The following is a 23528-nucleotide window of genomic DNA, read 5'->3' on the forward strand; positions in this document are numbered from 1 at the left end:
ACGTGATGTCCCTCTGGGTGACTCTTTAAGTGACGATCAGCGCTCTCCCGCTCGAATGCAATTACAACGACCTTAGGTTCAGGTCTCCTGGGCTTACGTTTCCGGTTTTGACACGAATAGATCCATGCCCAACCGTTGCGATAGATATTTCGCAACCAGTTGTCCCTTGACGCTGTTGCCCGCAGCATCGAGGGGCGGAGCGAACGTGCCAAGACCGCCCTTGCCCGGAGAAACAGTTACAATCCCACCGCCAATTCCGCTCTTGCCGGGCAGCCCGATGCTGTACAGCCAGTCACCGGATGTCTCGTACAAGCCGGCTGTCGTCATCACCGCCAGCGCGTAATGGCAGATGGCCGGGTCGACGATGCGCTCTTTGGTAACGGGATTCACCCCGCCGTCAGCCAGCGTTGCACCCATCACGGCGAGATCCTTTGCACTGACATTCAGCGAACATTGCCGCGTATACAAATCCACAGCCTCCGTCGGATCGCAGTAGATGCTGTTCACGCTGAGCAGGAATTGCGCGATGCTTCGGTTGCGGAAGTTAGTCTCCGAGGCGGATTTGAGGACCTCTTCGTTCATCGGTAGCTTGCGCCCGGCAAATTGGGACAGACCATCGTGGATGAATTTCCATTTGGCGTCGACGGTCGCGCCCGGCACCAAGCTGGTGGTCGCGATCGCGCCAGCATTGACCATCGGATTTGTACGCCCGTTCGGGCTGCGTTCGATGCCTGCGACCGAATTGAACGCATAGCCGGTGGCGTTCGCGCCGAGCTTCTCCCGGGCCTGCTCCGCGCCTACGAGGTGGCAAACCAGAGCGAACACGAACGGCTTGGACACGCTCATGATCGAGAACTCGCGCTCTGCGTCGCCTATGGCGTAGACCGCGCCGTTGGTGCCGACCATGCAAATGCCAAACATTTCGCTCGGCACAGCAGCCAGCGCCGGGTAGACCTGCGAATTCTTTCCGTCAGTGTTTTCCTTGTAGCGCCTGTGGGCCTCGTCGAGCAGCCTGACAACCTCCTCGGCGGGCGGCAAGTGACCGGTTGAGACATAGGGATAGTCGGCGAGATCGGCTTGTGAGTTCATGGTTCACTCCAGACTCATCTGCCTCAGACTCTTCGGTCTTTGTGCAAAAACTCCCCAAAATAACGTTCCCGCTCTCGTGATACCGACATCGAGGCCGAGCCGCGTTATCGCGCCCGCATAGCTGTATTGTCGCCCCGCTCCACTCGCAAGGAAAGCACATTGCATATTCTGCCGCGAGCAAGGACCAATCCTACTCTCGGGCCGGTACTGCATGTCAGCCCACCGACCCGAAACGGTTGCCGCGCTTGAGCAGTTACTGACGCGACAAGAATGATCAAGAAGGCTTATACAATCGCCGACATGCATGGATGACCTGTGAACTCACGACGAAGGCGCGGAACGCATGCCGCTACATGACACTAACGTCAGGCGCGCGTTGATCCGAAAAAACCCTGAGATGGCAGGGTGATTGGCCTGATTGCTCGACAAGACGATTCGAATTCAAATGAGGCGAGGGTTTTTGATGCGCGTTGTTACAGTTGTGTCGCTGCGCTGAGCGGAGCGATAGATCGCCGACTTGAACGGCTCAAGCACCCGCTGACAAGCGTTACTGAATTCCAGATGCTCCAGGCTCAAGGTTCGATGATGGGTGCGACATGTTCTATTCGGAGACTTACAGGCCACGCGTCGGCGTTGGGCTGAAATGCGGCCGAAAAGCCACACTGCACCCGGAATTGCTGACCAACTGGCTGAACCGCCTTGAGGTTGTTGCATTCGCAGGCGCAGACTTCACCTGCATTCAGCGTGGGAGGGCGAGAAGATGCGTGTAGCCCGTGCGTTTTGCTGCTTTGCGTCAATCGCGGTGCTCGCGAGTCCGGTTCAAGCGCAGACGCCTGCTGCGCAGGAGCAGAAGCCTTCCATGGAAGAGTTGCTGCAGCGCGTCGATGCGCTGCAGCGCCGTGCGACAGACGGCGACAAGCTGATCAATGCACTACAGCGTCGCGTCGACGAACTCGAGACGCGTGAAAAGCACCCGAAGTCTCCAGCCACTGCCGCGCGTCGTGAGACCGCCCCCTCAGGCGCGGAAGGAAAGCGGGTAGCGACCTATGGCGTACCGACGCAGCCGCCGTTGAACACGACCGTTGCGGCCTTGCCGCCAACTCCGGGAGCGGCCATTCTAGGCCTGCGTGCGCCCGAACCAATGGGCAGCCAGTATGACGGCGAAGGCCAGGATGCCTTGCGTTCCGATCTTCCGGGTCTTTCGTTGCGTATCCCAGGCTCTCAGTCCGAGGTGCGATTCTACGGCTTCGCCAACCTCCATGGGTACCACGACTTCAACGGCCGCAATCAGTCCGATGCGCCCACGGTGCAAACCATTCCTCTCTCCGGAAGCCCCGCCGCCATGCAGGGGGGCGATACAGGATTGTCCGCCCGGTTTAGCCGCATCGGCATGGATACGCGTACCGCGATTCTCTGGGGCACTCTCGAGACCCGTTTCGAGGGCGACTTCGGCGGTGGCGCGGCGGCCTCGCCCAATGCGGTCTTTCGGCTCCGTCAGGCCTGGGGCGAACTCGGCTCCGAACAGTTTCGCGTACTGGTCGGCTGGGCGAACAGCCTGTGGAACGAGGGCGTCTATGAAACTGTGAACTTCTCGACCAATCTCAACCAGTCCTTTGTGCGTCAGCCGCAAGTTCGCGCGACCGCAACCCTGGCGCCGGGCCTGACCGGGCATGTTTCGCTAGAGATGCCGGATACGCAGTACACGTCCGTGGCTGGCGTATTCACGCAGATCAGCACGCCGGCCGGTTTTGGGGGGCTGAGTCCCGCATTTACCTCCGTGCCCGATTTGCTCGGCCGGCTGGAATACCGGTACGATGGCCTGGGTCTCGACCTGCGCGGCCTGCTGCGCGACCTCACCATCCGTACGGCTGGCACGGCGGCCGCGCCCCCGGTGCTCACGCGCGATTCTGTCGGCTGGGGTGTCGCGGGTAGCGGTCGCTTCCCAATGCGATGGCTGTCAGCGGCGTTCGGTCCGGACGAGCTGGTTGGCATGGCCTATTACGGCCAGGGCATCGGGCGCTATTTCGGCGCCAATACCTTCGGCCAGGACGCGCTGTCGAACATCGGCTTGCCGGGCGTTGTGGATGTCGGCCTCGACGCCTTGCCGACATATGGCGCAAGCGCAGGTTACCGCCGGTTCTGGACGCCGCAATGGCGCAGCAATTTCGTCTACTCCTACGCACGGCAGCAATATCCATCTTATGCTCTGTTCTTTGTACCTGGATCGGCCTCGGCCACGTTGTTGAACAACACCATGCAGCAGGGGATCGTCAATTTGATCTGGAGCCCGTTCGCGGAGCTTCGTGGCAATACCGTGGGGACCGGATGGCTCGATGTCGGCCTCGAATATGTCTTCTCGCATCGGGACGTGTTTGGCGGCACTGCGGCCACAGCCCCGGTTAGCGCCGGCTCTGGCACCGCTAACCGCGTTCTCGGCTCCGTCACTGCCCGGTTTTGAAATCTGCGCGGGCTAGCGGCCAAGGACAACAAAGCCATTCTACGTGTTGATATTTGGCCGTGGCGGTGGCGCGGGCATGCGTATGGGATCTCCGGGATGAGTAGAAAACTGTGTCGGAGCAAATAGTTTGAATGGCATCGCAATCACCTTTGCGATCGTCGCCGGCGTCATTGTGCTGTTCGTCTCGAACCGCATTCCGGTGGTACTGGTGGCCATCGGCACAGCGCTCGCATTGTATGGCACTGGGGTGCTCAAACTCGGGGAGTCGCTGGCCGGTTTCGGCGATCCGGCGGTCATCTTCATTGCATCGCTTTTCGTTGTCAGCGCAGGCCTCGATGCTACTGGCGTGACGGCGTGGGCGGGGCAGCTTTTGGTCGCCCGGGCGGGCCAGAGCCGCGTCCGTCTGCTGGTCCTTACAATGATGCTCGTGGCACTGCTCACCGCTCTTATCAGCATAAATGGGGCGGTCGCGGCACTTCTGCCGGTAGTCGTCGTGATGGCAACCCGCGTTGGCCGCTCGCCCTCGCAGTTGCTCATGCCACTCGCGTTTTCGGCACACGCCGGATCGCTCCTGGCACTCACAGGCACACCGGTGAACGTCCTCGTATCGGAAGCCGCCACCGACGCCGGCCTGGCTCCTTTCGGCTTCTTCGAATTCGCCATTGTCGGTATTCCCCTACTACTGGGGACGATGGTGATCGTGGTGCTTTTCGGACAGCGCCTGCTGCCGGAGCGCCAGGGTCGGACGATCCCACCGGATCTCAGCAAACACGCCCGGACACTCGTCGAGCAGTACCGGTTGGACGACGGGCTGTTTTGGCTCCGCGTGCGCTCAAGTTCTCCGTATGTCGGCTCACCGCCGAATGTCGTTGATTTGACGAACTACGCCGGCGTTAGCCTGATCACTATCCAGGCTGGTGATGGCAGCGGACCCCTGCGGCGGGCGAACCTTGATGAGGGCGACATCCTCATTGTGCGCGGTAGCGCAGAAGCGGTTGGCGCTCTGGCCTCCGACAAAGTGCTGGCCTTCCGGGCCGACGACGCACCCGAGGTCGCGGATACATTGTTCAACCGCACGTCTGGCCTGGCCGAGGTGGTCATTCCGCCGCGCTCCGGCATGGTTGGGCAGCCGGTGTTCGCTGGTATGATCACGCCGAGCGGCGACCTGGTCATCCTGGCAATCCAGCGCAGGGGTGAGAATCTGGGCTCGAACGAAGCCGTACTTGCTGCAGGCGACATGCTGTTGCTCCAGGGAACCTGGAATGCTCTCGACAAGCACCTCGGCGACCCAGACGTGCTGGTGGTCGACTCGCCGGAACTCGTCCGTCGCCAGGCGATCCCATTAGGAACCGGAGCGAAGGAGGCAATCGCGGTGTTGCTCGTGATGGTGTTATTGCTCGCGACCGGCTTGGTGCCGTCAGTCATCGCCGGGCTGCTGGCCGCCTGCGCAATGGTCTTGCTGCAAGTGCTGACTGTGGAACAAGCCTACCGCGCAATCAATTGGACAACGGTCATCCTTGTTGGAGCGATGATTCCGCTCTCGACCGCCATGCATAACACCGGAGCTGCGGACCTTATGGCGACGACGCTGATCCATTTGATCGGCGACGCTGGTCCGTATGCGTTGCTCGCCGGCTTGTTCGTGTTGACGGCAATTCTCGGCCAGCTCATCAGCAACACAGCGACGGCGCTTATCATGATCCCGATCGCGATGGCGGCCGCGACCGAAATGGGAGTATCTCCACGACCCGTGCTCATGAGCATTGCGGTGGCTTCGGCGGCAGCGTTCCTCACCCCGATTGCGACCCCGGTCAACTTGATGGTGATGTGCCCCGGTGGATACGTCTTCGGAGACTACTGGAAGCTCGGGCTACCTTTACTGCTGCTTTTTTTCGTAGTGGCGACTTTCTTCGTTCCCGTATTCTGGCATTTCTGATCGCCCACCACCATGCCTTGCTCATGAGGTGTGACTGACGACCCAGCGGTTCTAAACTAACATTGGGTGTCAGCCAGTCACCGACGGTGTGGTCACGCGACTGCAACGGAGCGAAAGTGCGTGAGCGATAGCATTAACGCGTTCCTTCTGGTCTTTGCTGCGATGTTTCCGATCGTTGACCCAATAGGTTCAGCGCCGATATTTCTAAGCCTGACCGCAGATCACACACCTGAGGAGCGCACCCGGCTCGCCAGAGACGTCGCCATCAACAGCTTCTTCATGTTGCTGGGATCGCTGTTGTTCGGCTCGGAGATCATAGAATTTTTCGGCATCGAGATACCCGTGGTCCAAGTGGCCGGCGGTCTGATCATCGCCTGGATGGGCTGGGAGCTGCTGAACGAAGGCATCGAGCCACCTGAACGCCAGGCCCTAAACAAAGAGAAACAGCCCGCCCGCATCGAGGGTAGCTTCTATCCGCTGACCTTGCCGCTGACCGTCGGACCGGGCTCGATCGCGGTGGCGCTCACGCTTGGTACGCAGCGCGTTGCGGACCATACGCTGGTTCACACTGCGATGCTGGCTCTCGCTGCGACCGCGAGTCTTCTGGCCATCGCGGTGATTGTCTATTTGTCGTACCGGTTCGCGGCGCCAATCGTTCGATTCCTGGGGCGGGTTGGGCTTGACGTGCTGGTGCGATTGTCGGCGTTTATCTTGATCTGCATCGGCGTTCAAATTGCGTGGAACGGCATCAGTTCACTTTTGGTCTCAGTCGGCCACTGAAAGGATTGCTGCAATCAGATAGCCCTGCCAATGCTTATAGAAGCGTCAGAAAGCTCTTGGCAGGGTGCAGTCCACACGTGACCCGATGTATGGTCCGGCCGTGCGTTGCAAGAGGTTCGCCGATCTGGTGGTAAGCGGTCTTGCATCAATGTATCCGGCCTTTGATTGGAGCATTTGGCCCTTCAACAATCCGACCTCTTCGACAACGCCCACGCACGCTGCATGCGCGGTCGCTGGCCGTAAGGGGGACCTACTATAGCGAACCAGCGCATTGACAAAAAAAAGGGAGAGACAGATGTTGCGGACGGCATTTGCAATCGCTGTTGCAGGCTTGATCTTTGTGGCCGCAATCGGCTTGCGAATATAACGCGCGTCCTCTCGTCCGCAAATTTGAGCAGGACGGCGATGATATGCTTGCGGTATCCGCCCCAACCGTAGGGGCAGGCGCAAATCCTGCAGCGGCTGGAGTTTAACCGGACAAGCGCATATGACCAGCGCCGCGGCGGGCATTCGGCTGTTGGCATCGCGCTGCATCAGCCGTCTATCGAGCGCACGTTGTATGCTGTCCGGGCGTCCCGAATTCGACGCGGGCGCCGTCGACGCCGCTGCAATCTCATGGACTGGATTAACTCCGGTCGGGGCATGTTTTCCGCAAGACTGCGGTCGTCTGAACTCATCATCAACAGCTTCGATTTCAAACACGGACATCGTGCATCTTCCCGTATTTGAGGGTGTCAGTGGAGCGCAGGGCAGGCCGACCGAAGATGCCGCCGCGGCCGACCTGGTCCAGCGGTACGAAGCGAATCACTGCCCTCAAACGACTGGTCGGCAACCAAGAGCTAGAATCGGAGTTTTAAATGGGGCTCTGCGAGACTGCAGCCGCAGGGCTTTCCATGGCCGAAGGATGCCGGCTGGCTCAATGGGCCGCCGCGGCAATCCTTATGACAATGCAAAAGCGGAATACTTCATGAAGACTCCCAAGGTCGAGGCGGTCTATCCTATGGCTTTCGAAACCTTTGCCGACGAGAACGTTATGCGTTTTATCGACACGGTCTGCCACAGCCGTAGGCTCTATTCCTCCTTGGGCTACTTGAGCCCCGCGACAGTTCGAGGATCACCGCTCCCAGTACGGTCAAATCAGCGGCCTAAAACTTGTCCGCCTCGAGGGGCACACTCCAAACAGCGCGTTTTTTTGCCCTGCCAGCTTCCATTCGAAAGCCAACCGTGGGCATAATCGGGAGCTACACTTTGAGGGTGCAAGCTCTTGGCGCACCTTTCGATTCATCGATCGCGCGAGAGACGCGTAAGTGAGCCGCAAGGTCGTCCTTCGGCAGACGGCGAGTGTGAACCACGTACCGCCTTTTTGAAGCGGTAGCACCAAGAATGCCAAGCGCGTCGATCCGCTAGCCCGCCCTTTTCGCACAGCAGCAGTCTTGCTGGAATGCGCCGAGGGGTCAGCAGTTGGACTGCCGTTGATGAAGGGAAAGCAGTCGGTACGCCTGTCGCGATGCGGAGGCAATGTTGGCTGTAAGCGAGGTATCGGACGAAACTGACTTCGTGTTGGCAACCGCGCCACCAACACCGGGGCAGCTTCGCTTGGCGATCGCCGTTGTCGCAGCGCTGTTCGCGGTATTCGCACTTACCGTAACAATCGGGCTAACTTCTCCGTTCGCGCTCACGCCGGTACGGATCGACGCCTTCATTCCGGTTCTGGTGGCTCTCCTTTTTGTAAACGATTTGATCACTGCCGCCCTGTTGTTCGGTCAATTTTCGATCACTGGCTCACGCGCACTATTGGTCATCGCAAGTGCCTATCTCTTTACGGGGCTTATGGCCGTTCTATTTGCACTCACATTTCCCGGTCAGTTTTCGCCGACCGGTCTTTTTGGCGCAGGTTTGCAGACTTCCGCGTGGATCTATAACTTCTGGCATTACGGTTTTCCGTTGGCCGTGATCGTCTATGCAATGCTCATCGGTGTCGGACCCACGAACAAACTGCCCCATAGATTAACGCGACACGCGATCAGCTGGTGTGTCGTGATAGTTGTCAGTTTGGTGTTCGCACTAACTTGGCTCGCCACGGCGGGAGAGGAGTTTCTGCCACACTTATTTAAAGACCCGATTCATCCTACTCCTTTGGCGCGGATTGTTACTTCATCAAACACGTTCACATGTTTGCTCGCGCTGGCCCTGCTCTATAGCCGCCGACGTTCGGTGCTCGATCTATGGCTCTTGGTTGTGGTGTGTGCTTGGATCTCGGAACTGGCGATGCTTGACGTGCTCCTGTACTCCCGCTTCACGTTCGGCTTTTATGCTGGCCGCGGGTTTTCGCTCATTACCTCAGTCGTGGTTCTGATCGTATTGCTCGAAGAGATGATCAAATTGTATGCGCGCCTCGCTCGCTCAAATAGCGCGCTGCGACGCGAACGAAGCAATAGACTAATGAGCTTAGAAGCGATGGCCGCCTCAATTGCGCACGAAATCAACCAACCGCTATCGGCGCTCGTCGTGAACGGAGGTATCAGCTTGCGCCTGCTTGCAAAGCCAGTTTCCGACCTAGATGAGGTGCGCGCAGTCTTAAAGCGCATGATCGATGATAGCCACCGTGTCGGTCACATTATTGGAAGCATCCGGGCGATGTTCAGAAGGGATCGACGCGAAACATCCCCGGTGAGCATCCGCGATCTTGTCTCCGAGGTTCTCGCACTTGTTCACGGTGAACTGGAAAACCACCGCGTCTCACTTCGCGTCGAGTTGCTCCAGGAACTTCCTCGTGTAGTTGCCGATCGACTGCAGCTGCAGCAGGTTCTTCTTAACCTGATCATGAATGCCGTCGAGGCGATGAGTTCGGTGGAAAATTGCGAGCGATTGTTGCTGGTGAAGTCCGAGTTTCACGAAGCGAGCGACGTGCTGATCACAGTGGAGGATTCGGGGCCCGGAATCGGGCCAAATGAAATGGACCGCATTTTTGATGCTTTCTTCACGACCAAGCCCCACGGAATGGGATTGGGTCTTTCCATTTGCCAGTCGATCATTGAATCTCACGGCGGCCGGCTCTGGGCCGCCACACGAATCCCCCGCGGAGCAGCTTTCTACGTTCAATTGCCAGGCGGTGTATAGGTAGCCGAATGAAAACTCCAGAAAGCGAGAAACGGCCGGTCGTTTTCGTCGTAGACGATGACGATTCCTTGCGCGATTCGCTTGAGAGGCTGTTTCGCATGGTCGGCCTGCGCGCCGAAACCTTCGCGACAGCCGCCGAGTTCCTGAAGAGGAAGCTACCGGATGTTCCGACCTGCCTTGTGCTCGATGTAAGACTTCCGAGGATCAGCGGGCTGGACTTTCAGGCCGAGTTGACTAAGGCCGACGTCAAGATTCCGATCATCTTCATGACAGGGTACGCTGATATCCCCATGGCAGTAAGGGCCATGAAGGCCGGGGCTTTTGAGTTCCTGCCCAAGCCATTTCTCGATCAGGACATGTTAGACGCCGTTCAGCGCGCGCTCGAACGGGACCGGACGAGGCGCCAAGCTGAACAGGCGAACGCACAATTGCGCACGAACTTCGAAAGCCTCAGCCCCCGTGAGCGTGACGTGATGTTTTTCGCCACGGCAGGGCTCATGAACAAGCAAATCGCCGCCGAACTGGGCTTGGCCGAGGTCACGGTGAAGCTTCACCGGGGAAGTGTGATGCGAAAGATGAACGCGAGGTCGGTGGCCGAACTGGCGAGAATGGCGCAAATTTTGGGAATTACACGTTCAAACTCCTGAACCCTATACGTCTGGATGGTACACCGGCGCCCGCTTACGGTTTATATTTCATCTGTATGCGTCGAGCGGCTTTGTCCCATCGTGCATCGCTGGCCATAGAGGAACTCGATTTGCGTAAGATCGATGTTGCCATCGTCGAGGACGATGAATCCGTCCGCGAAGCCACGAAACATCTCTTACGGTTGCTCGGTTACGCCACAGCTTCGTTCGCCTCCGCCGAGGACTTCCTGAAGTCGGGCCGCGCGCGCGATACGGCCTGCCTGATCACCGACGTGCACCTGCCGGGGATGAGTGGGGTCGAACTGCAAAGTCAATTGATTTCGGATGGTCATCGCATACCTATCGTCTTCGTCACGGCTTTTCCCGAAGAAGCAATTCGCGCACGCGTGCTAAGAGACGGCGCAATTTGTTATTTGTCCAAGCCCCTTCAGGAGCAAAGCTTGACCGCCTGCCTCGATCAGGCCCTCAAGCGCCCCCCGCAAGATCTCGCCTGAGAAAAGTCAGTCCTGCGTCGCCGCGGACACGTCACGACCTATTCCTCGGTATAGGGCAGCTATCCCTTCGTAGGAATACGGTTACGCGCGTACAGTAGAGCCATTGATCAATCGTCCTAGGATTCATCCCAGCAAGAGCAGCAGTGGGAATCCCAACAGGTTGAGACGCATTCGGGCCTGACACGCAAGGAGACACGTATGACTGTTGCTCAAGCAACTCGTTCCAGCAACAAGGATGGCACCCGCGATGCTATGGTGAGGACTGCCACGACACGTACAATGGCAGGTCTTGGCATCCGGCTGTCACTTCAGGAACAAATGCATCAGCGGATTGCGTCCGACCTTCATGATTCGACGTGTCAACATTTGGTTGCCGCCAGCTTGAACGTGTCTCGCATGAGGCGCGCGATCACCGATATCGGCGATACAGAAAAAATTTGCGACGATATCGATGCGTCGATCGACCAAGCTCTTCGAGAGATTCGCGCCTTTACCTACTTGTTGCATCCCCAAAATCTGCTCGCGGACGGGCTGAAGACTACGGTCGAGCAGTTCGTAGACGGATTTTCAACGCGCACCTCATTGAAGGCCAGTCTCAAGATGTCTCCCGAGGTCGATAGGCTGTGCTACGAGACGCAGCGCTCGGTGTTAAGAATTATTCAAGAAGCTCTAATGAACGTGTTCCGTCATGCGAAAGCGACCCAGGTAAAGATCGCCATGGAAGCTACCGACACGCATTTTATGCTTCGCATTATTGACAACGGCCGCGGCATGCCAATGAGTCAAGCGAGATCTGGCCGTAAAGCGATATGGTGTGGCATTGGAATCCCCGGTATGAGAGCTCGGCTACGGCAGTTGGGAGGCGCTCTCGAAATCCATTCTTCGTCAGCAGCGCAATGCCGAGGCACTACGTTGTGTGCAGTAATCCCGCACTCCCTGCCACGCAAGAGAACGGTGCCCCGGCCATCTCGTCCATCGCAAATCCGTGGCGAAATAGCATTGAACCCGGTCTGGAGCGTTGTTCGGTCATGAAGCGGATTCTTATAGCTGACGATCATGAAACTGTTCGATCGGGACTGCGAGCTCTGATGGAAGGACGTCCCGGCTGGGAGGTCGTTGCCGAGGCGCATGACGGCAACGAGGCCGTGGCGTACGCTATTGAAAAACGGCCTGACGTTGCCATCATCGACTACTCGATGCCGTTTATGACTGGCGTCGAAGTTACTCAGCGCATTAGGAAACATCAGCTAGCTACGGAAGTACTCATTTTTACAATGCATGACTCAGATCATCTGGCGTCGCAGGCGTTCCAGGCAGGTGCTAGCGCGTTTTTGCTGAAGTCTGACACAAATAAGATGCTGTTGGCCGCGGTTGAGTCATTAATGGTCCATAAGCCATTTTACGCGGGTGTCTTCTCAGGTGAACTAAAGAGAATGACGACCGGCAAGGGCGGCCGAAGCGAGACGCTGTCGCCTCGAGAGAACACGGTAGTCAAATTGGTGGCAGAGGGCTGCAGCAATAAGCGCATCAGTGCCATCCTAAATGTCAGCATAAAGACCACCGAAACACACCGGGCGGCCGCCATGCGCAAGCTCAACATCAACTCAACCGTCGGTTTAGTTCGATACGCCGTTCGCAACACGCTTGTGCAGGCATAAAACAGACGGTCGTTTTTGTGCTGGAAGCCTAATTCGCTTCGCGGCGAGTTCAGCGCGCGAATTTCTGCCACCACCACAATCCCTCTTCCGATTCTCCCAGCGGGGACCGGCCAATTGGTTAGCGCGCGGCACACACCGCGGCGATCCTATGCCGAGTTTGGTCTCCTTGCGATCGGGCTGCTGGCCGTGTGGATCCCGGTGTGGGCTTGGAACATGTGGCATATTCCAGGTATGCTGTTGGCGCCTCTGCCACTCCCACTGTTTGCCGCGGTCCGTCTGGGGCCGGGAGGCTTGAGTGTCTCCTTACTGGTCGTTGCGGGGGTGGCTGCAGTGAACCGCTATCTTAGGCGGAAACTTTTGGCAATCCGTTTGGCGGCGGAGACTGTGCTTTCAGTCCGGATCTTCCTAGCGATGACCCCCTTTTTGTTAGTGACGGTCTTCTTTAAGAAAGGGCGCCCGAGCGACGAGACGCTGAAGCAATCCGAGTGTCGGAGGGCGTTCGCCGCGGCAACGAGGGATGCGGACATATGGCAATGCCATATCCTCAGCAGTTACTTATGGCGCATTATTCTAGTCTCGTTGAATCTCTTCTTACCATTTTCTCTCCCAGCAACCGCTGCAAATCCCGCCCGTATCCTCATCATCAACGCTTGGGATGACACAATGCCTGCGGCCGTGCGCGCAACGACGGCCATCAGGAATCGGCTTGCCGAGTCTTCACTGAAAAATGCGGAAATATATTACGACTCTCTCGACCTCAACCGATTTCCGGGCAGGGCTCATGAAGAGCGCACGACCCGCCTGCTGTCGGAGAAGTACGCCGAGGCTCGCCCCGACATTATGATCGCGCTCGGTCGCGTGGCGCTTGAGTATCTCTTAAGACATCGAGAAGCATTCGCGCCCGGAGTGCCCATCATCGTTTGCTATTGGGCGGGTGCCACACCCGCGACAGTCGCTTCACTAAGCAACGTCACGGGGGTTTTTAGCGAATTTAATTGGTTGCAGACCTTTGCCCTCGCTGCCCGCCTGCAACCTGGAGCTCGCGAAGTCGCCATAGTCTCAGGGGCTTCAGTCTCGGCCTGGGAACAGGAGGCACTTAGGCAGCTGGCCCCACATCTTGCGCCGTATAAGGTGCGCTACCTGGCTGGCCTCCCTTATGATAAGCTTCTGAATGAGGTGGCTCGCCTACCGCGCGATACGATCGTACTGATCTTGCCTATATTTGAGGACGGCGACCGTGTGAGCCGTATCCCCGCTATGGTAGCGGCCGATGTTGCGCGAGCTTCCAGCGCTCCGACCTATGCGCCAATCGACACGTTCCTGGGTACCGGCATCGTGGGCGGATATATGGACACGTTCGAGGCATCCGGCTCTGCTACTGCCGAATTGGTGATTGAAGTACTTGAACGAAAAGATGCGGCAGTGCTTCCTTCACCAATCACAGCGCCGCACAACTTCGCCGTGGACGCCCGGCAGTTGCAGCGGTGGGGGTTATCCCAAAACAGGCTTCCCGCTGGGACAAGGCTGATGTTCAAGGTGCCGACGCTTTGGGAGCAATACCGGAATCTTGTGCTCATTACTGTCGGTGTATTTGCCTTACTGGTAGCCTGCCTGGTCGCATTGTCCCTCCAGGTGCTAAAAAGGAGACGTGCTGAAGCTACGCTGGAGGCGAGCGAGGAGAGAATGAAGTTTGCGGCGGCCTCTACGGATACAGGCTTGTGGCAATACGATGTTCCTAGCAAGCAATTATGGGCGACGGAGCATTGCCGGTCGATGTTCGGCCTCAAGGCAGACTCACCGCTCACGCCGGAAGCGTTCCTGGGTGCCGTTCATCCTGACGACCGTGCTGCGGCGCTCGCGTCGATCCAAGCAGCCGCGCCTGCGGGGCAAACAGCAGAGCGGAGCGAATTCCGCGTCGTCGATCCTGATGGTCAACTGCGCTGGTATCTCGCCTCAGCCAGTACGGCGTTCGACAAGAACGGTGAACCTGTCCAGGTGAATGGCGTTTTCAGGGACGTCACCCCACGCAGGAAAGCGGAGCAGCAGGCCGAGCAGATGGAACAAGCCTTGCGAGCAACGCGTAGGGAGCTTGCACGAGTAAGCCGACAGACGACGATAGGAACAATGGCTGCGTCGATTGCTCACGAAATCAACCAACCGCTCTCGGCGCTCGTAACGAACGGAGGTATCGGCTTGCGGTTGCTGGCAAAGGCAGAGTCCGATCTAGATGAGGTACGCGATGTCCTGAAGCGCATTATCGATGACGGCCATCGTGCCAGTCACATCATTTCAGGCATCCGGGCGATGTTCAAAAAAGACAAGCGCGAGGAATCCCCGGTGAGCATCCGCGATCTTGTTGGCGAAGTCCTCGCGCTTGTTCACAGTGAATTGGAAAGTCAGCAAGTCTCGCTTCGAGTCGAATTGCATCAGACATTTTTTCTGGTAATGGCCGATCGACTGCAGCTACAGCAGGTTCTTCTCAACCTGATCATGAATGCCGTCGAGGCGATGAGTTCGGTGGAGGATCGCGAACGATCGTTGCTCGTGAAGTCTGAGCTTCAGGGAGCGGGTGACGTGCTGGTTACGGTGGAGGATACAGGCCCCGGCATCGATCCCGACGACATGGACCGCATTTTTGATGCTTTCTTCACGACCAAATCGCACGGGATGGGCTTGGGTCTTTCCATTTGCCAGTCGATCGTTGAGTCTCACGGCGGCCGGCTCTGGGCCTCCGCGCGCATTCCCCACGGAACGGTGTTCCACGTTCAATTGCCCAGCGCATCGGTCGGCCAATGAAACTCCCAGAGGGCGAGGAAGAGCCAGTTGTCTTCGTCATTGACGACGACGAATCCTTGCGCGACGCACTTAAGAGGCTGTTTTGTGCGGTGGGCCTGCGCGCCAGACCTTCGCCGCAGCCGCAGATTTCCTGAACCATAAGCTACCGGATGTTCCCACTTACCTCGTTCTGGATGTCAGACTGCCGGGGATCAGCGGGCTCGACTTCCAGGCCGAATTGGCCAAAGCCGATATCAAGATTCCGATCATCTTCATGACGGGGCACGGCGACATCCCGATGACGGTGAAGGCCGGAGCTCTCGAGTTCCTGAGCAAGCCATTTCGTGATCAGGGATGCCGTGCAACTCGCGCTGGAACGGGACCGGACCAGGCGCCAGGCCGAACTGGCGAACACACAATTGCGTACGAATTTCGAAAGCCTCAGCGCACGCGAAAGGGAAGTGATGGCATTCGTCACGTCTGGACTCATGAACAAGCAGATCGCCGCCCAATTGGGCTTGGCCGAGGTCACGGTGAAGCTTCACCGCGGCAGTCTGATGCGAAAGATGAATGCGCGGTCGGTGGCCGAGCTGGCCAGGACGGCGCAAATTCTGCTAATTGCGCGTCCAAAGTCTTGAACCTATACGCATGGATGGTGTCATCGAGCCCGCGTACGATGTATCTGTTACGGGTATGCGCTGAGCGGCCTTGTCCCATCGCGCATCTACCGCAGAGGAACAGCTTTGCCGAAGATCGATGTTGCCATCGTCGAGGACGACGACTCGGTGCGCGAAGCAACGAAACATCTTCTGCGGTTGCTCGGCTACGCTACCGCTTCGTTCGCATCCGCCGAGGAGTTCTTGCAGTCGGGTCTCGTGCCCGATGCGGCCTGCATAATTACCGACATGCGCCTGCCGGGGATGAGTGGGGCCGAGCTGCAAACTCGCCTGCTTCTGGAAGGCCGCCGCCTGCCTATTATCTTCGTCACGGCTTTTCCCGAAGAAGCAATTCGCGAACGCGTGCTAAGGAACGGCGCAATTGGCTATTTGTCCAAACCCCTGCAGGAGCAGCGCTTGATCGCCTGCCTCGATCAGGCCTTCAGAAACCCGCGGCCGGATCTCACCTGACAAAAATCAGCGCGGCCTCGCCGTGGACCGCATCACAACTCTATACCTGCGTATAGGGGAGCTATCTCTTCCTATGGAATATGGCACCGCGCGTACAGTGGCGCCATTGATTTGATCGTCCTAGCGTCCGCCCAGCAAGAACAGCGGGAAAATCCAAATAACCGGGATGTGTCCGCGTCGGGGACGCGCGCAAAGGAGGTAGCCACCGCTCAGAGAACCATCTGTCCCACTGACACGTTGCCGCGCGAGCGCGCTGGTGAGGATTTCAAACGACTCCACCTAACCTGATGATCTATGGACCTGACGGAAGCCAATTCGGGGATTACTGAAGGCAGGATTGCTGTGCGTTGCTTGGCTCGGCGTAGTCGTGGTCCTCGCCGCACCGGTGGTCTGGAAGTTCTGAGCTAACTGCGAACGTTTGAGGACAGTCCGACAATGTAGCGAACACCTCACGAGAGGGGCGGTTCTTCAAGGAGAAGTTGGCAACACATTAAATGATTGTGGCCATCGCTGCGTTCGTAAGCATCTGAAAGGGAGGATCTCATGAGCAATCTGGTGGTCTCGACTTCGACGGGACCCACACCGCCGACGAGGTGCTAAACAAACTGCGCTCCTTGCAAAAGGAGTACTTGATTGATCTGGAGGATTCTTGCGTCGTCGAGCGTGAAGTGGGCGGCAAGATTCATATCAAACAGGCTGTCAATCTTACAGCAGTAGGTGCAGCAACTGGGGGGACCAGGGGTGCGATCTGGGGTACACTGGTCGGCCTGCTTTTTATGAATCCGCTGGCCGGAATGGCAATTGGCGCTATTACAGGAGCGGGCGCCGGAGCCTTATCGGGCTCATTGGTCGACTATGGTATTCACGATGATTTCATCAAAAAACTCGGTGAGACCATTCCGGAAGGGTCGTCTGCGCTCTTCGTTTTGTTCAAGAGCATAACGGAAGACAAGGTTTTACGGGAAATCGAACCCTACAAACCGCGGGTGCTAAAGACCTCGCTGTCCAGCGAACAAGAGGCGAAGCTGAGAGCGGTACTCAACAAATTCGCTTGAAGTCATTCAATCCGCCGCCGCAACTTATTCTATCAACATCATCAAGAGGGGTCATCATGCGTAAAGTCATCGTGACGGGTATGTTGGCAGCCGGTGGACTGATCATGCTCATCGCCCCGCCTGCGGAGGCTGCTCGTACTCGCTACCCCTTCTGCCTGCAAGGCGCGACATCTCCCGGGCTGAGCAATTGCACCTTCACCAACTTGGCGCAGTGTCGAGCCACAGCCTCAGGTAGATTTCTGACTTGCGTCGCGAACCCATTCTACAAGGGACGCCGTCGCTAGAAGCTCGAATTTCCGGGACGCATAGCCTTCGCCTCATTTCACCGATGGTTTCAGCCGGGGCGCGAAGATCTAATCTATTCTGCACCCCCGGATCAAAATGCAATCTCGCCGGGAATCCCATTATAGGCGTTGCCTTGGGCAGCGTCCGGAGCAGCGGGAGGACAACGATGGGGAAGCTGTTGTTTTCTATCCAGGGCCGCATTTCGCGGGGACCATTTTGGCTAGTCCTTTTGCTTCTTTTCCCCGTAACGGTTTCGCTTCTTTATATCATCGAACGATTCGCTGATAATAATCCTGCCCTCATGTTAATGGCGTTAGCTTTTTATGCATGGATCGCATTCTGTATCACCGTCAAACGGCTTCACGACTTGGATGCCACAGGATGGTTATCGATCCCCATAGTTCTAATTCCGTTGGGGGTTATTCTAGTCGGTTCTTTTCCTGGCACCACGGGCCCAAATCGATTTGGTGTCGATCCGCTCGAAAGGAAAGCAACAGGCTAGGGTGACGAGCTGACGCCCGGAGCGGCTATTTGGATATTGCATAAGCGAGCTCGATGCGCCGTCAGTCACGGTGCGCCATCAGAGCGGCCTGTTTCGCCCGGCGGGAGCTCAAACTAGCGTTTGCAAATGAGCTATTTCGATTTCAACTTTCGTCTTAATCACAAGGAGACGAGCATGAACATACGAGCTCTACGGAGCGCTTTTATCATAAGCGGATTGGTGGCGGTCGCTACACCGTCAACTCAATCCTTGCCTCAATCGACTAACGTCCTGGTTGCAAAGGATACTGGCGCATCCGCATCAAAGAACGCCGCGCCAAATACAAATATGACCCCGACGAAACACCGATACTGGCGTCATCACGGCGGAAGGCATCCGCACTTTGGCAGCCGGCGCGTTCGTACCTAAACTGCCGTGCCAAAGTACACGAACTATCCAGTCGAGGGTTCAGGCGGATGACACCGTTTCTTGGAACGATAGGCATCTTCGCTCTGGCTTGTGCCGTCGGGTCGCCTGCGCGCGCAGATACGTTCCGGGTCGGTAGGCTAGTGTGTTTCAGCACGCCTCGAGTTGGACTCGTCCTCGGATCGACGCAGTCACTGCGGTGCGATTTCTACGCGAGAAGATCATCTCGCCACTACATTTATGAGGGACGAATACGACGCATTGGTCTTGACGTCGGCGTTACCGGAGCTGGCACCTTGTCCTGGGTCGTCTTCGCCAGAAACTCGCGGATTGGTCCTGGTAGCTTGCGAGGGAGCTACGTGGGCGCGAGCGGCAATGTAGCGCTGGGCCCCGGCTTCGGCGCCAACGTTCTGATTGGGGGCTCTCGCCGGACTGTTGTCCTTCAGCCGCTATCAGTCGAGCGGGCGATCGGGGTCAATCTTGCCGTGGGAGTAACCAATTTGACGCTGGGGGCGAGAGGAACGCGATGAAATCGACGCTCGGAATATAGCGCCGTCCACGTTTTGCACAGGCTGCGTCCATCCTCAGTCGAAGCGACGCTGACGGTTAACCTGACAGTCCGGAGGTTATCATGACCACAAACACTTCTGACTTCGCGCTTTTGATGAAGAAGTTTGGGGGGATGGCGCTGATCCTTTTCGGCGTCCTCGCCATAGCCATCGGACTTGAGTATCGTTCAACCGACCTATCATTCGGGCTCATCGCCGCCGGGATTGTCGCTCTTGTCGGTGGCATGGGACTTCTCGTGCTCAAGATCATCCGGCGCAATGCTGGCTAGTCGGCCAATTCGCGACAAGGACAGGTCTCTCGCCGGGGTTTTACCTGGAGAGGCGCTGCCAATAGATTTGTTTATCAGGCTTATCGGCTTAGGTGAGGTGCCACCCCAAGGAGGAACGAAAGCATGACGGATTACGATCGAAATGCAGCCGCGTCCGGTTTTCCTACCGACGACGCCATCGCTATAGACGCCGGCCAGCGCGCTTACATGCTGCGCGTGTACAACTACATGGCCGCGGGTGTTGGCCTGACCGGCGTTGTCGCGTTTCTGACTTATCAGCTCACCGGCCCTGAATTGCTTCATAGTCCGCTGATGTGGGTGCTCATGCTGGCGCCGCTGGGGCTGGTATTTTATATCAGCGCCCGGATCAACACGATGTCGGCGGAAGCTGCGCGAGGATGGTTTTTCCTTTATGCCGCCTTGGTCGGGATCTCATTGTCGACCATTTTTCACATCTATACGCAGTCCTCGATCACGCGGGTGTTCTTTATCTCGGCGGCGGCCTTCGGGGCGCTCAGCCTCTGGGGCTACACCACCCAGCGAAACTTGTCGGGATTCGGAACTTTCCTGTTCATGGGTCTGATCGGCATCATTATCGCCAGCCTGGTCAATCTGTTCCTGAGATCGAGCGGGCTGGACTGGATGATTTCCATCGTCGGCGTTGGAGTCTTTGCGGGCCTCACGGCCTACGACACCCAGCGGATCAAGAACATGTACGACGGCGGCGATGACGCCACTTCGGTGGGTCGGAAAGCCGTTATGGGCGCGCTTTCGCTCTACCTAAACTTCATCAACCTTTTCATGATGCTGCTGCGTCTGATGGGCGGGCGACGCTGAAGGCTGGCCGTTCGGATGCGCTGGCCCAATGCAACAAGGGGTGTGTTTCGGCGCCGGGGTCCGTCCATTATCGGCAAGGGGGTCCCATCGTTCCATTCAATGGAATCAACGGGCTAGAGGGGTCCCTATGACGCCGATAGGGGTCATTTTTCGATCAGCATTCACAGTGGACCCCTGTCGGCCAAGGTTGGGCTGGCAGCAAAGCATCGACTTGGGCAAGAAATTCTTCTGGAATTGGTGGAAACGCTCGTTCGCGCGGTTCCTTGTCGCTCCAGCGGGACGGAGCATCTTTAATCGATTGAACGCCGGAGAGAGAGAGTGAAGCGTGCTGAACTCTTTGCAAATTTCTCTGCAAAGCTCGGGGCTCGGTTCTCGACGCACGCTTCTTAACCTTCGATCCTCGACGAAGCGGAAACATTCGTTCATCGCTACTTGATCGATATCGTTCAGATTGATTTTTTTGCAGAACTCGTTCGGAGAGAAGCTGAACCTCCCAATCGCCTTCGAAGCATACAGTAGGGCAATTAATCCTCTCCAACTCTTCAGCGCTCGCTCACCCTGTCGTTGGCTCGCGTTGAGCATCTCCTTTTCAGCGGCCTTCAATATGCCAACAAGACGGGGCCACAGCTCGATCGGCGCGTTCTCCGAGAACACTTGCTCATAGCGTAGTTGATTTCGCATAAAGCGGCCTTTCAACCTTGCTGCACTTGCTGGCTGCTTTAAGATGACCGCGACATATCCGGCGGCAACGTACAGTGGAGTTACAAAACGCTCTACTGGTTTGCCGATATTTCGATAATAGTTCTTCCTGCGTTCATAATAGAAATCGTGACGTTCGAGTATTTGCTCGATGTCTCGTTGAATCTTGTCCGTTGCGTGTAACGCCGCTTGTTCGATGGCGCTCTGGTTGTTTGTGGCGCGGATAATCTTGTCACGAAGTTCTTCATCGCCAGATACGATGATCTTAATCGAGACGGTTCGATCAGACGATCGCGTTGAACCAGAGTGGAAGTGGCGATATATCGACTCAGTGGTCTGTAGTCCGTTGACCACTTGGATGTCTTGCATCATCATGTTTTTGCCGGGACGGATCACCGCGTTCGTGGCCAGAATGGTCACTCCATTGTTCAACCAAAGAAAGTCAGGCCCCGTCTCATCGTCCAGCGATGCCGCGATGTCGATGTTGACTTTGTTCTCTCCCAAATAATCACGAACATTGGAGTCAAAAAGGTAGCGCCTGAGGCTATCTTGCTCGTCGCGGATGAAACGGTAGTAATCGACGAGCTTCGCGACTAAGATGTATCCGCCGGCAGGTCCGGCTAAGTGATCTTGAAACGGCAATTCCAACGTAAATTGTTTGACCTGCCGATACCGCTCGATGAGTTCGGTCGCTCCCATGAAAGTGAAAGTCGCGCTTGCTTCACTGAAAAAGCTGGCTGCGATGTGGCGAATTTGTTCCGAGCGTGCGGCGACACTTTCGCCGATATCGGCAGTGTCGCCTCGCGAGCAATACATGAACGAAAGAGTTAGCTTGGGATTTGTAATAGCGAGCTTTTCATAGGTGCGTGCCAAAAGACTTCGTGCCTTCAACAAAGCGCTTGAGTAAGTGCCTTTGAGACTTGCGGAATCGACTGAGAGATCGAATAGCTCCTGCACCGTGGCAAGCATGCTATTGAGCGTGGCCTCTTTGAACGTGTCGTGATGCTTGCAACTGATCACGATGACGTCTATCTGCGCGTTCGATTTGGGCCACGCCGCGGTCGTTTCAGATACCAAATGCCCATTGACGAAGATGAAGAAGCCGTCGATCCCCCCGTCGTGACGGCCATCAACCCAATTGGCTTCCAGCTCTTCGTCGGTTAGGTCGTACTGCTTGAGAATCTGCTCAAAGCTAAAATATTCGAAGACTTCGCCTGTATCATCCGAAGGCTTTTTGTCGGTCACTCTTTGAGCGATGATGCCATCAATAAGAATACTATCGTTTTTTGCCATGGTGTCTCGGGGTGGCGTTTGAGAGGTGGTCTCAAGAATGAACAGCGACTCATGGTTGAATGCAAGAGAGCTTTGCGGGAACCTTGACGCGCAATTGCCGGCGCCACGCGGGTGTGCAGCGGTGGCGCCGGTAGTTGGCTAGTCCGGGCACTACGGTGACAGTGCACAAAACTCTCAAGCTTGCGGGCCACAGGCAGTTCGCCTTCGCGTTTCGGCACGCTTAATCGCCTTCAATTTGAACGCCGTCGGAAACGTTCTGATCTCTATTTTGTCTGTCATCGATCAACCTCGAGGACAATCTGTAAAAGAAACTAGCGTGTCTCACTGACGGGGTGCAGCCCAGCACTGTCACCGTAGTCCGCGACGAACCGGCCCAAGCGCAGGCGAACGGCTGCAGGCGGCCTATGAGAAGGTGATGGCGAAGAGGGCCAAAGGCTGACGTCAGCGAGGCGCAAGCCGCGATGGCCTGACGAACTTGGCGGGACAAACAGCCTCGCGGGTACGCAAAACGGCAACTACCCCTTCAAAGCAAAGCTATTCAGCCGCCGTCACCCGCAATGATCTCCTCGGAGTTCGTTGAATAACGGTGACAGTGCACGAAACCCTCACTGGAGTTGAGTGCGCTGTCACCGTAATCGAGCACAAGCGGTTCGCCGATTTTAGAACCGCCGCGCTCCGCGCCGAAGGGACTTGGCGGGTGGTGAACGTGCTCGCAATCATCGTCGGCCGGAGAGGCCGGCCCCTCACGTAGTCTTCGGCCCGGCCGGTAACGTCACTACGCGGCGATCGACCATCAGGTGCCGCCGCTTCGCCGCGCCGGGGTCGGTGAGCCGCGGCGTGATCGAGACGACCGCGACCTTCCAGTCGGGCAAACGATCTTGCGGAGCCGGCATCACCCCCGACAGGACGGTGAGGCCCCGTCGTTCGAGGTCGCCGACACAGGCAAGGATGTCGTTGTAGAGGTCGCGTCGACCCCGCTCGGACGGCGGGGGATCGGCGATATCCGACAGGATAAATGACGCGAGATCAAGCCATTCCCGCAGACCTGCGATGTCATCGTCGTAGACGTCGGACACCTCCGGACGATGAATCAAGACGGCATCACAACGCGCGGCATCGCGAACAGCGCGATGTGTCGTCATCAGCCCCACCGGGACGATTTCAAGGTGGGAATAGGTTTCCATCAAGCTGGCGGCCGCTTCCTCGGCGCCCAATGGCAGGCGGGGCGCCGTGAAATATCCCGCCTCATAGCCGAATGCCTGGGCGATCCTGTCCAGGGCGTCGTCGCTCACGCGCTCGCCGCGTTCGATGCGCTCCACGGTCGAGACCGAGACACGCGCGAAGTCGGCGAGTGTCGTCGTCTTCCATTGCCGCAGGTCGCGGTTCCACCGCACCACGAACGCGACCAGTTCGATCGGCGGCGCCGTCGGGACGTCAATTAGCCTCTCCGGCAGTTGTGTGATCTTGTCCAACAGGTCTTGAGTCTTCATCGGCTTGAGCTCCTTTCATGGCCGAAAGGATGCACGATCC

General features: G+C 57.3%; 19 protein-coding genes and 2 pseudogenes. 17 read left to right on the top strand and 4 right to left on the bottom strand.

Annotated elements, in window-relative coordinates; genetic code table 11:
* Positions 1–93 precede the first annotated feature (93 nt).
* Positions 94–1089 (bottom strand): glutaminase A, encoded by a 996-nt coding sequence (gene glsA / locus ACPPVP_RS08540; protein WP_426533099.1) that lies wholly within the window; start codon positions 1087–1089, stop codon positions 94–96.
* Positions 1090–1092: 3 nt separating this feature from the next.
* Positions 1093–1395, bottom strand: coding sequence for a DUF992 domain-containing protein (locus ACPPVP_RS08545; RefSeq protein WP_426533101.1), 303 nt, complete (start codon positions 1393–1395; stop codon positions 1093–1095).
* A 553-nt stretch (positions 1396–1948) separates the two neighbouring features.
* On the opposite strand from ACPPVP_RS08545, the gene ACPPVP_RS08550 reads away from it, so the two are divergent.
* The 17 genes and pseudogenes from ACPPVP_RS08550 to ACPPVP_RS08630 all read left to right on the top strand — a co-directional run bounded on the left by ACPPVP_RS08550 (position 1949) and on the right by ACPPVP_RS08630 (position 20006).
* Positions 1949–3547: a DcaP family trimeric outer membrane transporter gene (locus ACPPVP_RS08550; protein WP_426533103.1), complete on the top strand. Its 1599-nt coding sequence runs from the start codon at positions 1949–1951 to the stop codon at positions 3545–3547.
* A gap of 127 nt (positions 3548–3674) precedes the next feature.
* Positions 3675–5483, top strand: a complete 1809-nt coding sequence (locus ACPPVP_RS08555; protein WP_426533105.1) for an SLC13 family permease — start codon at positions 3675–3677, stop codon at positions 5481–5483.
* Positions 5484–5603: 120 nt separating this feature from the next.
* Positions 5604–6263, top strand: a complete 660-nt coding sequence (locus ACPPVP_RS08560; RefSeq protein ID WP_426533107.1) for a MarC family protein — start codon at positions 5604–5606, stop codon at positions 6261–6263.
* 1521 nt (positions 6264–7784) lie between these two features.
* Positions 7785–9383: an MASE4 domain-containing protein gene (locus tag ACPPVP_RS08565; RefSeq protein WP_426533109.1), complete on the top strand. Its 1599-nt coding sequence runs from the start codon at positions 7785–7787 to the stop codon at positions 9381–9383.
* Between the two features lie 8 nt (positions 9384–9391).
* Entirely contained in the window at positions 9392–10030 is a 639-nt protein-coding gene (locus tag ACPPVP_RS08570; protein WP_426533111.1) for a response regulator transcription factor, read from the top strand.
* 110 nt (positions 10031–10140) lie between these two features.
* Complete coding sequence (locus ACPPVP_RS08575) at positions 10141–10524, top strand: response regulator transcription factor (protein WP_426533113.1); 384 nt, start codon at positions 10141–10143, stop codon at positions 10522–10524.
* 198 nt (positions 10525–10722) lie between these two features.
* Positions 10723–11556 (top strand): sensor histidine kinase, encoded by an 834-nt coding sequence (locus tag ACPPVP_RS08580; protein ID WP_426533115.1) that lies wholly within the window; start codon positions 10723–10725, stop codon positions 11554–11556.
* Entirely contained in the window at positions 11553–12182 is a 630-nt protein-coding gene (locus ACPPVP_RS08585; protein WP_426533117.1) for a response regulator, read from the top strand. Before ACPPVP_RS08580 ends, ACPPVP_RS08585 begins: the two co-directional genes overlap by 4 nt.
* 330 nt (positions 12183–12512) lie before the next feature.
* Positions 12513–14978, top strand: coding sequence for a sensor histidine kinase (locus tag ACPPVP_RS08590; protein ID WP_426533119.1), 2466 nt, complete (start codon positions 12513–12515; stop codon positions 14976–14978).
* Positions 14975–15595, top strand: a pseudogene (locus tag ACPPVP_RS08595) (response regulator transcription factor). Before ACPPVP_RS08590 ends, ACPPVP_RS08595 begins: the two are co-directional and overlap by 4 nt.
* Positions 15596–15700: 105 nt before the next feature.
* Positions 15701–16084 (top strand): response regulator transcription factor, encoded by a 384-nt coding sequence (locus tag ACPPVP_RS08600; protein WP_426533121.1) that lies wholly within the window; start codon positions 15701–15703, stop codon positions 16082–16084.
* 543 nt (positions 16085–16627) lie between these two features.
* Positions 16628–17139: pseudogene (locus ACPPVP_RS08605) on the top strand (DUF1269 domain-containing protein).
* Positions 17140–17243: 104 nt separating this feature from the next.
* Entirely contained in the window at positions 17244–17423 is a 180-nt protein-coding gene (locus ACPPVP_RS08610; RefSeq protein WP_426537744.1) for a DUF3551 domain-containing protein, read from the top strand.
* Between the two features lie 167 nt (positions 17424–17590).
* Positions 17591–17926: a DUF805 domain-containing protein gene (locus ACPPVP_RS08615; protein WP_426533123.1), complete on the top strand. Its 336-nt coding sequence runs from the start codon at positions 17591–17593 to the stop codon at positions 17924–17926.
* A gap of 455 nt (positions 17927–18381) precedes the next feature.
* Positions 18382–18861 (top strand): DUF992 domain-containing protein, encoded by a 480-nt coding sequence (locus ACPPVP_RS08620; protein ID WP_426533125.1) that lies wholly within the window; start codon positions 18382–18384, stop codon positions 18859–18861.
* A gap of 101 nt (positions 18862–18962) precedes the next feature.
* The gene (locus tag ACPPVP_RS08625; RefSeq protein WP_426533127.1) at positions 18963–19169 is read left to right on the top strand and encodes a hypothetical protein; all 207 of its coding nucleotides are present in this window, start codon (positions 18963–18965) and stop codon (positions 19167–19169) included.
* Positions 19170–19292: 123 nt separating this feature from the next.
* Complete coding sequence (locus ACPPVP_RS08630) at positions 19293–20006, top strand: Bax inhibitor-1/YccA family protein (RefSeq protein WP_426533129.1); 714 nt, start codon at positions 19293–19295, stop codon at positions 20004–20006.
* Between the two features lie 105 nt (positions 20007–20111).
* Here the strand turns inward: ACPPVP_RS08630 and ACPPVP_RS08635 are convergent, their stop codons facing one another.
* Positions 20112–21998 (bottom strand): AIPR family protein, encoded by a 1887-nt coding sequence (locus ACPPVP_RS08635; protein WP_426533131.1) that lies wholly within the window; start codon positions 21996–21998, stop codon positions 20112–20114.
* Positions 21999–22741: 743 nt separating this feature from the next.
* Positions 22742–23470 (bottom strand): helix-turn-helix domain-containing protein, encoded by a 729-nt coding sequence (locus tag ACPPVP_RS08640; RefSeq protein WP_426533133.1) that lies wholly within the window; start codon positions 23468–23470, stop codon positions 22742–22744.
* Between the last annotated feature and the right edge of the window lie 58 nt (positions 23471–23528).

Origin of the sequence: Bradyrhizobium sp. McL0615 (genome assembly GCF_049993905.1) — a bacterium.
Lineage (GTDB): Bacteria > Pseudomonadota > Alphaproteobacteria > Rhizobiales > Xanthobacteraceae > Bradyrhizobium.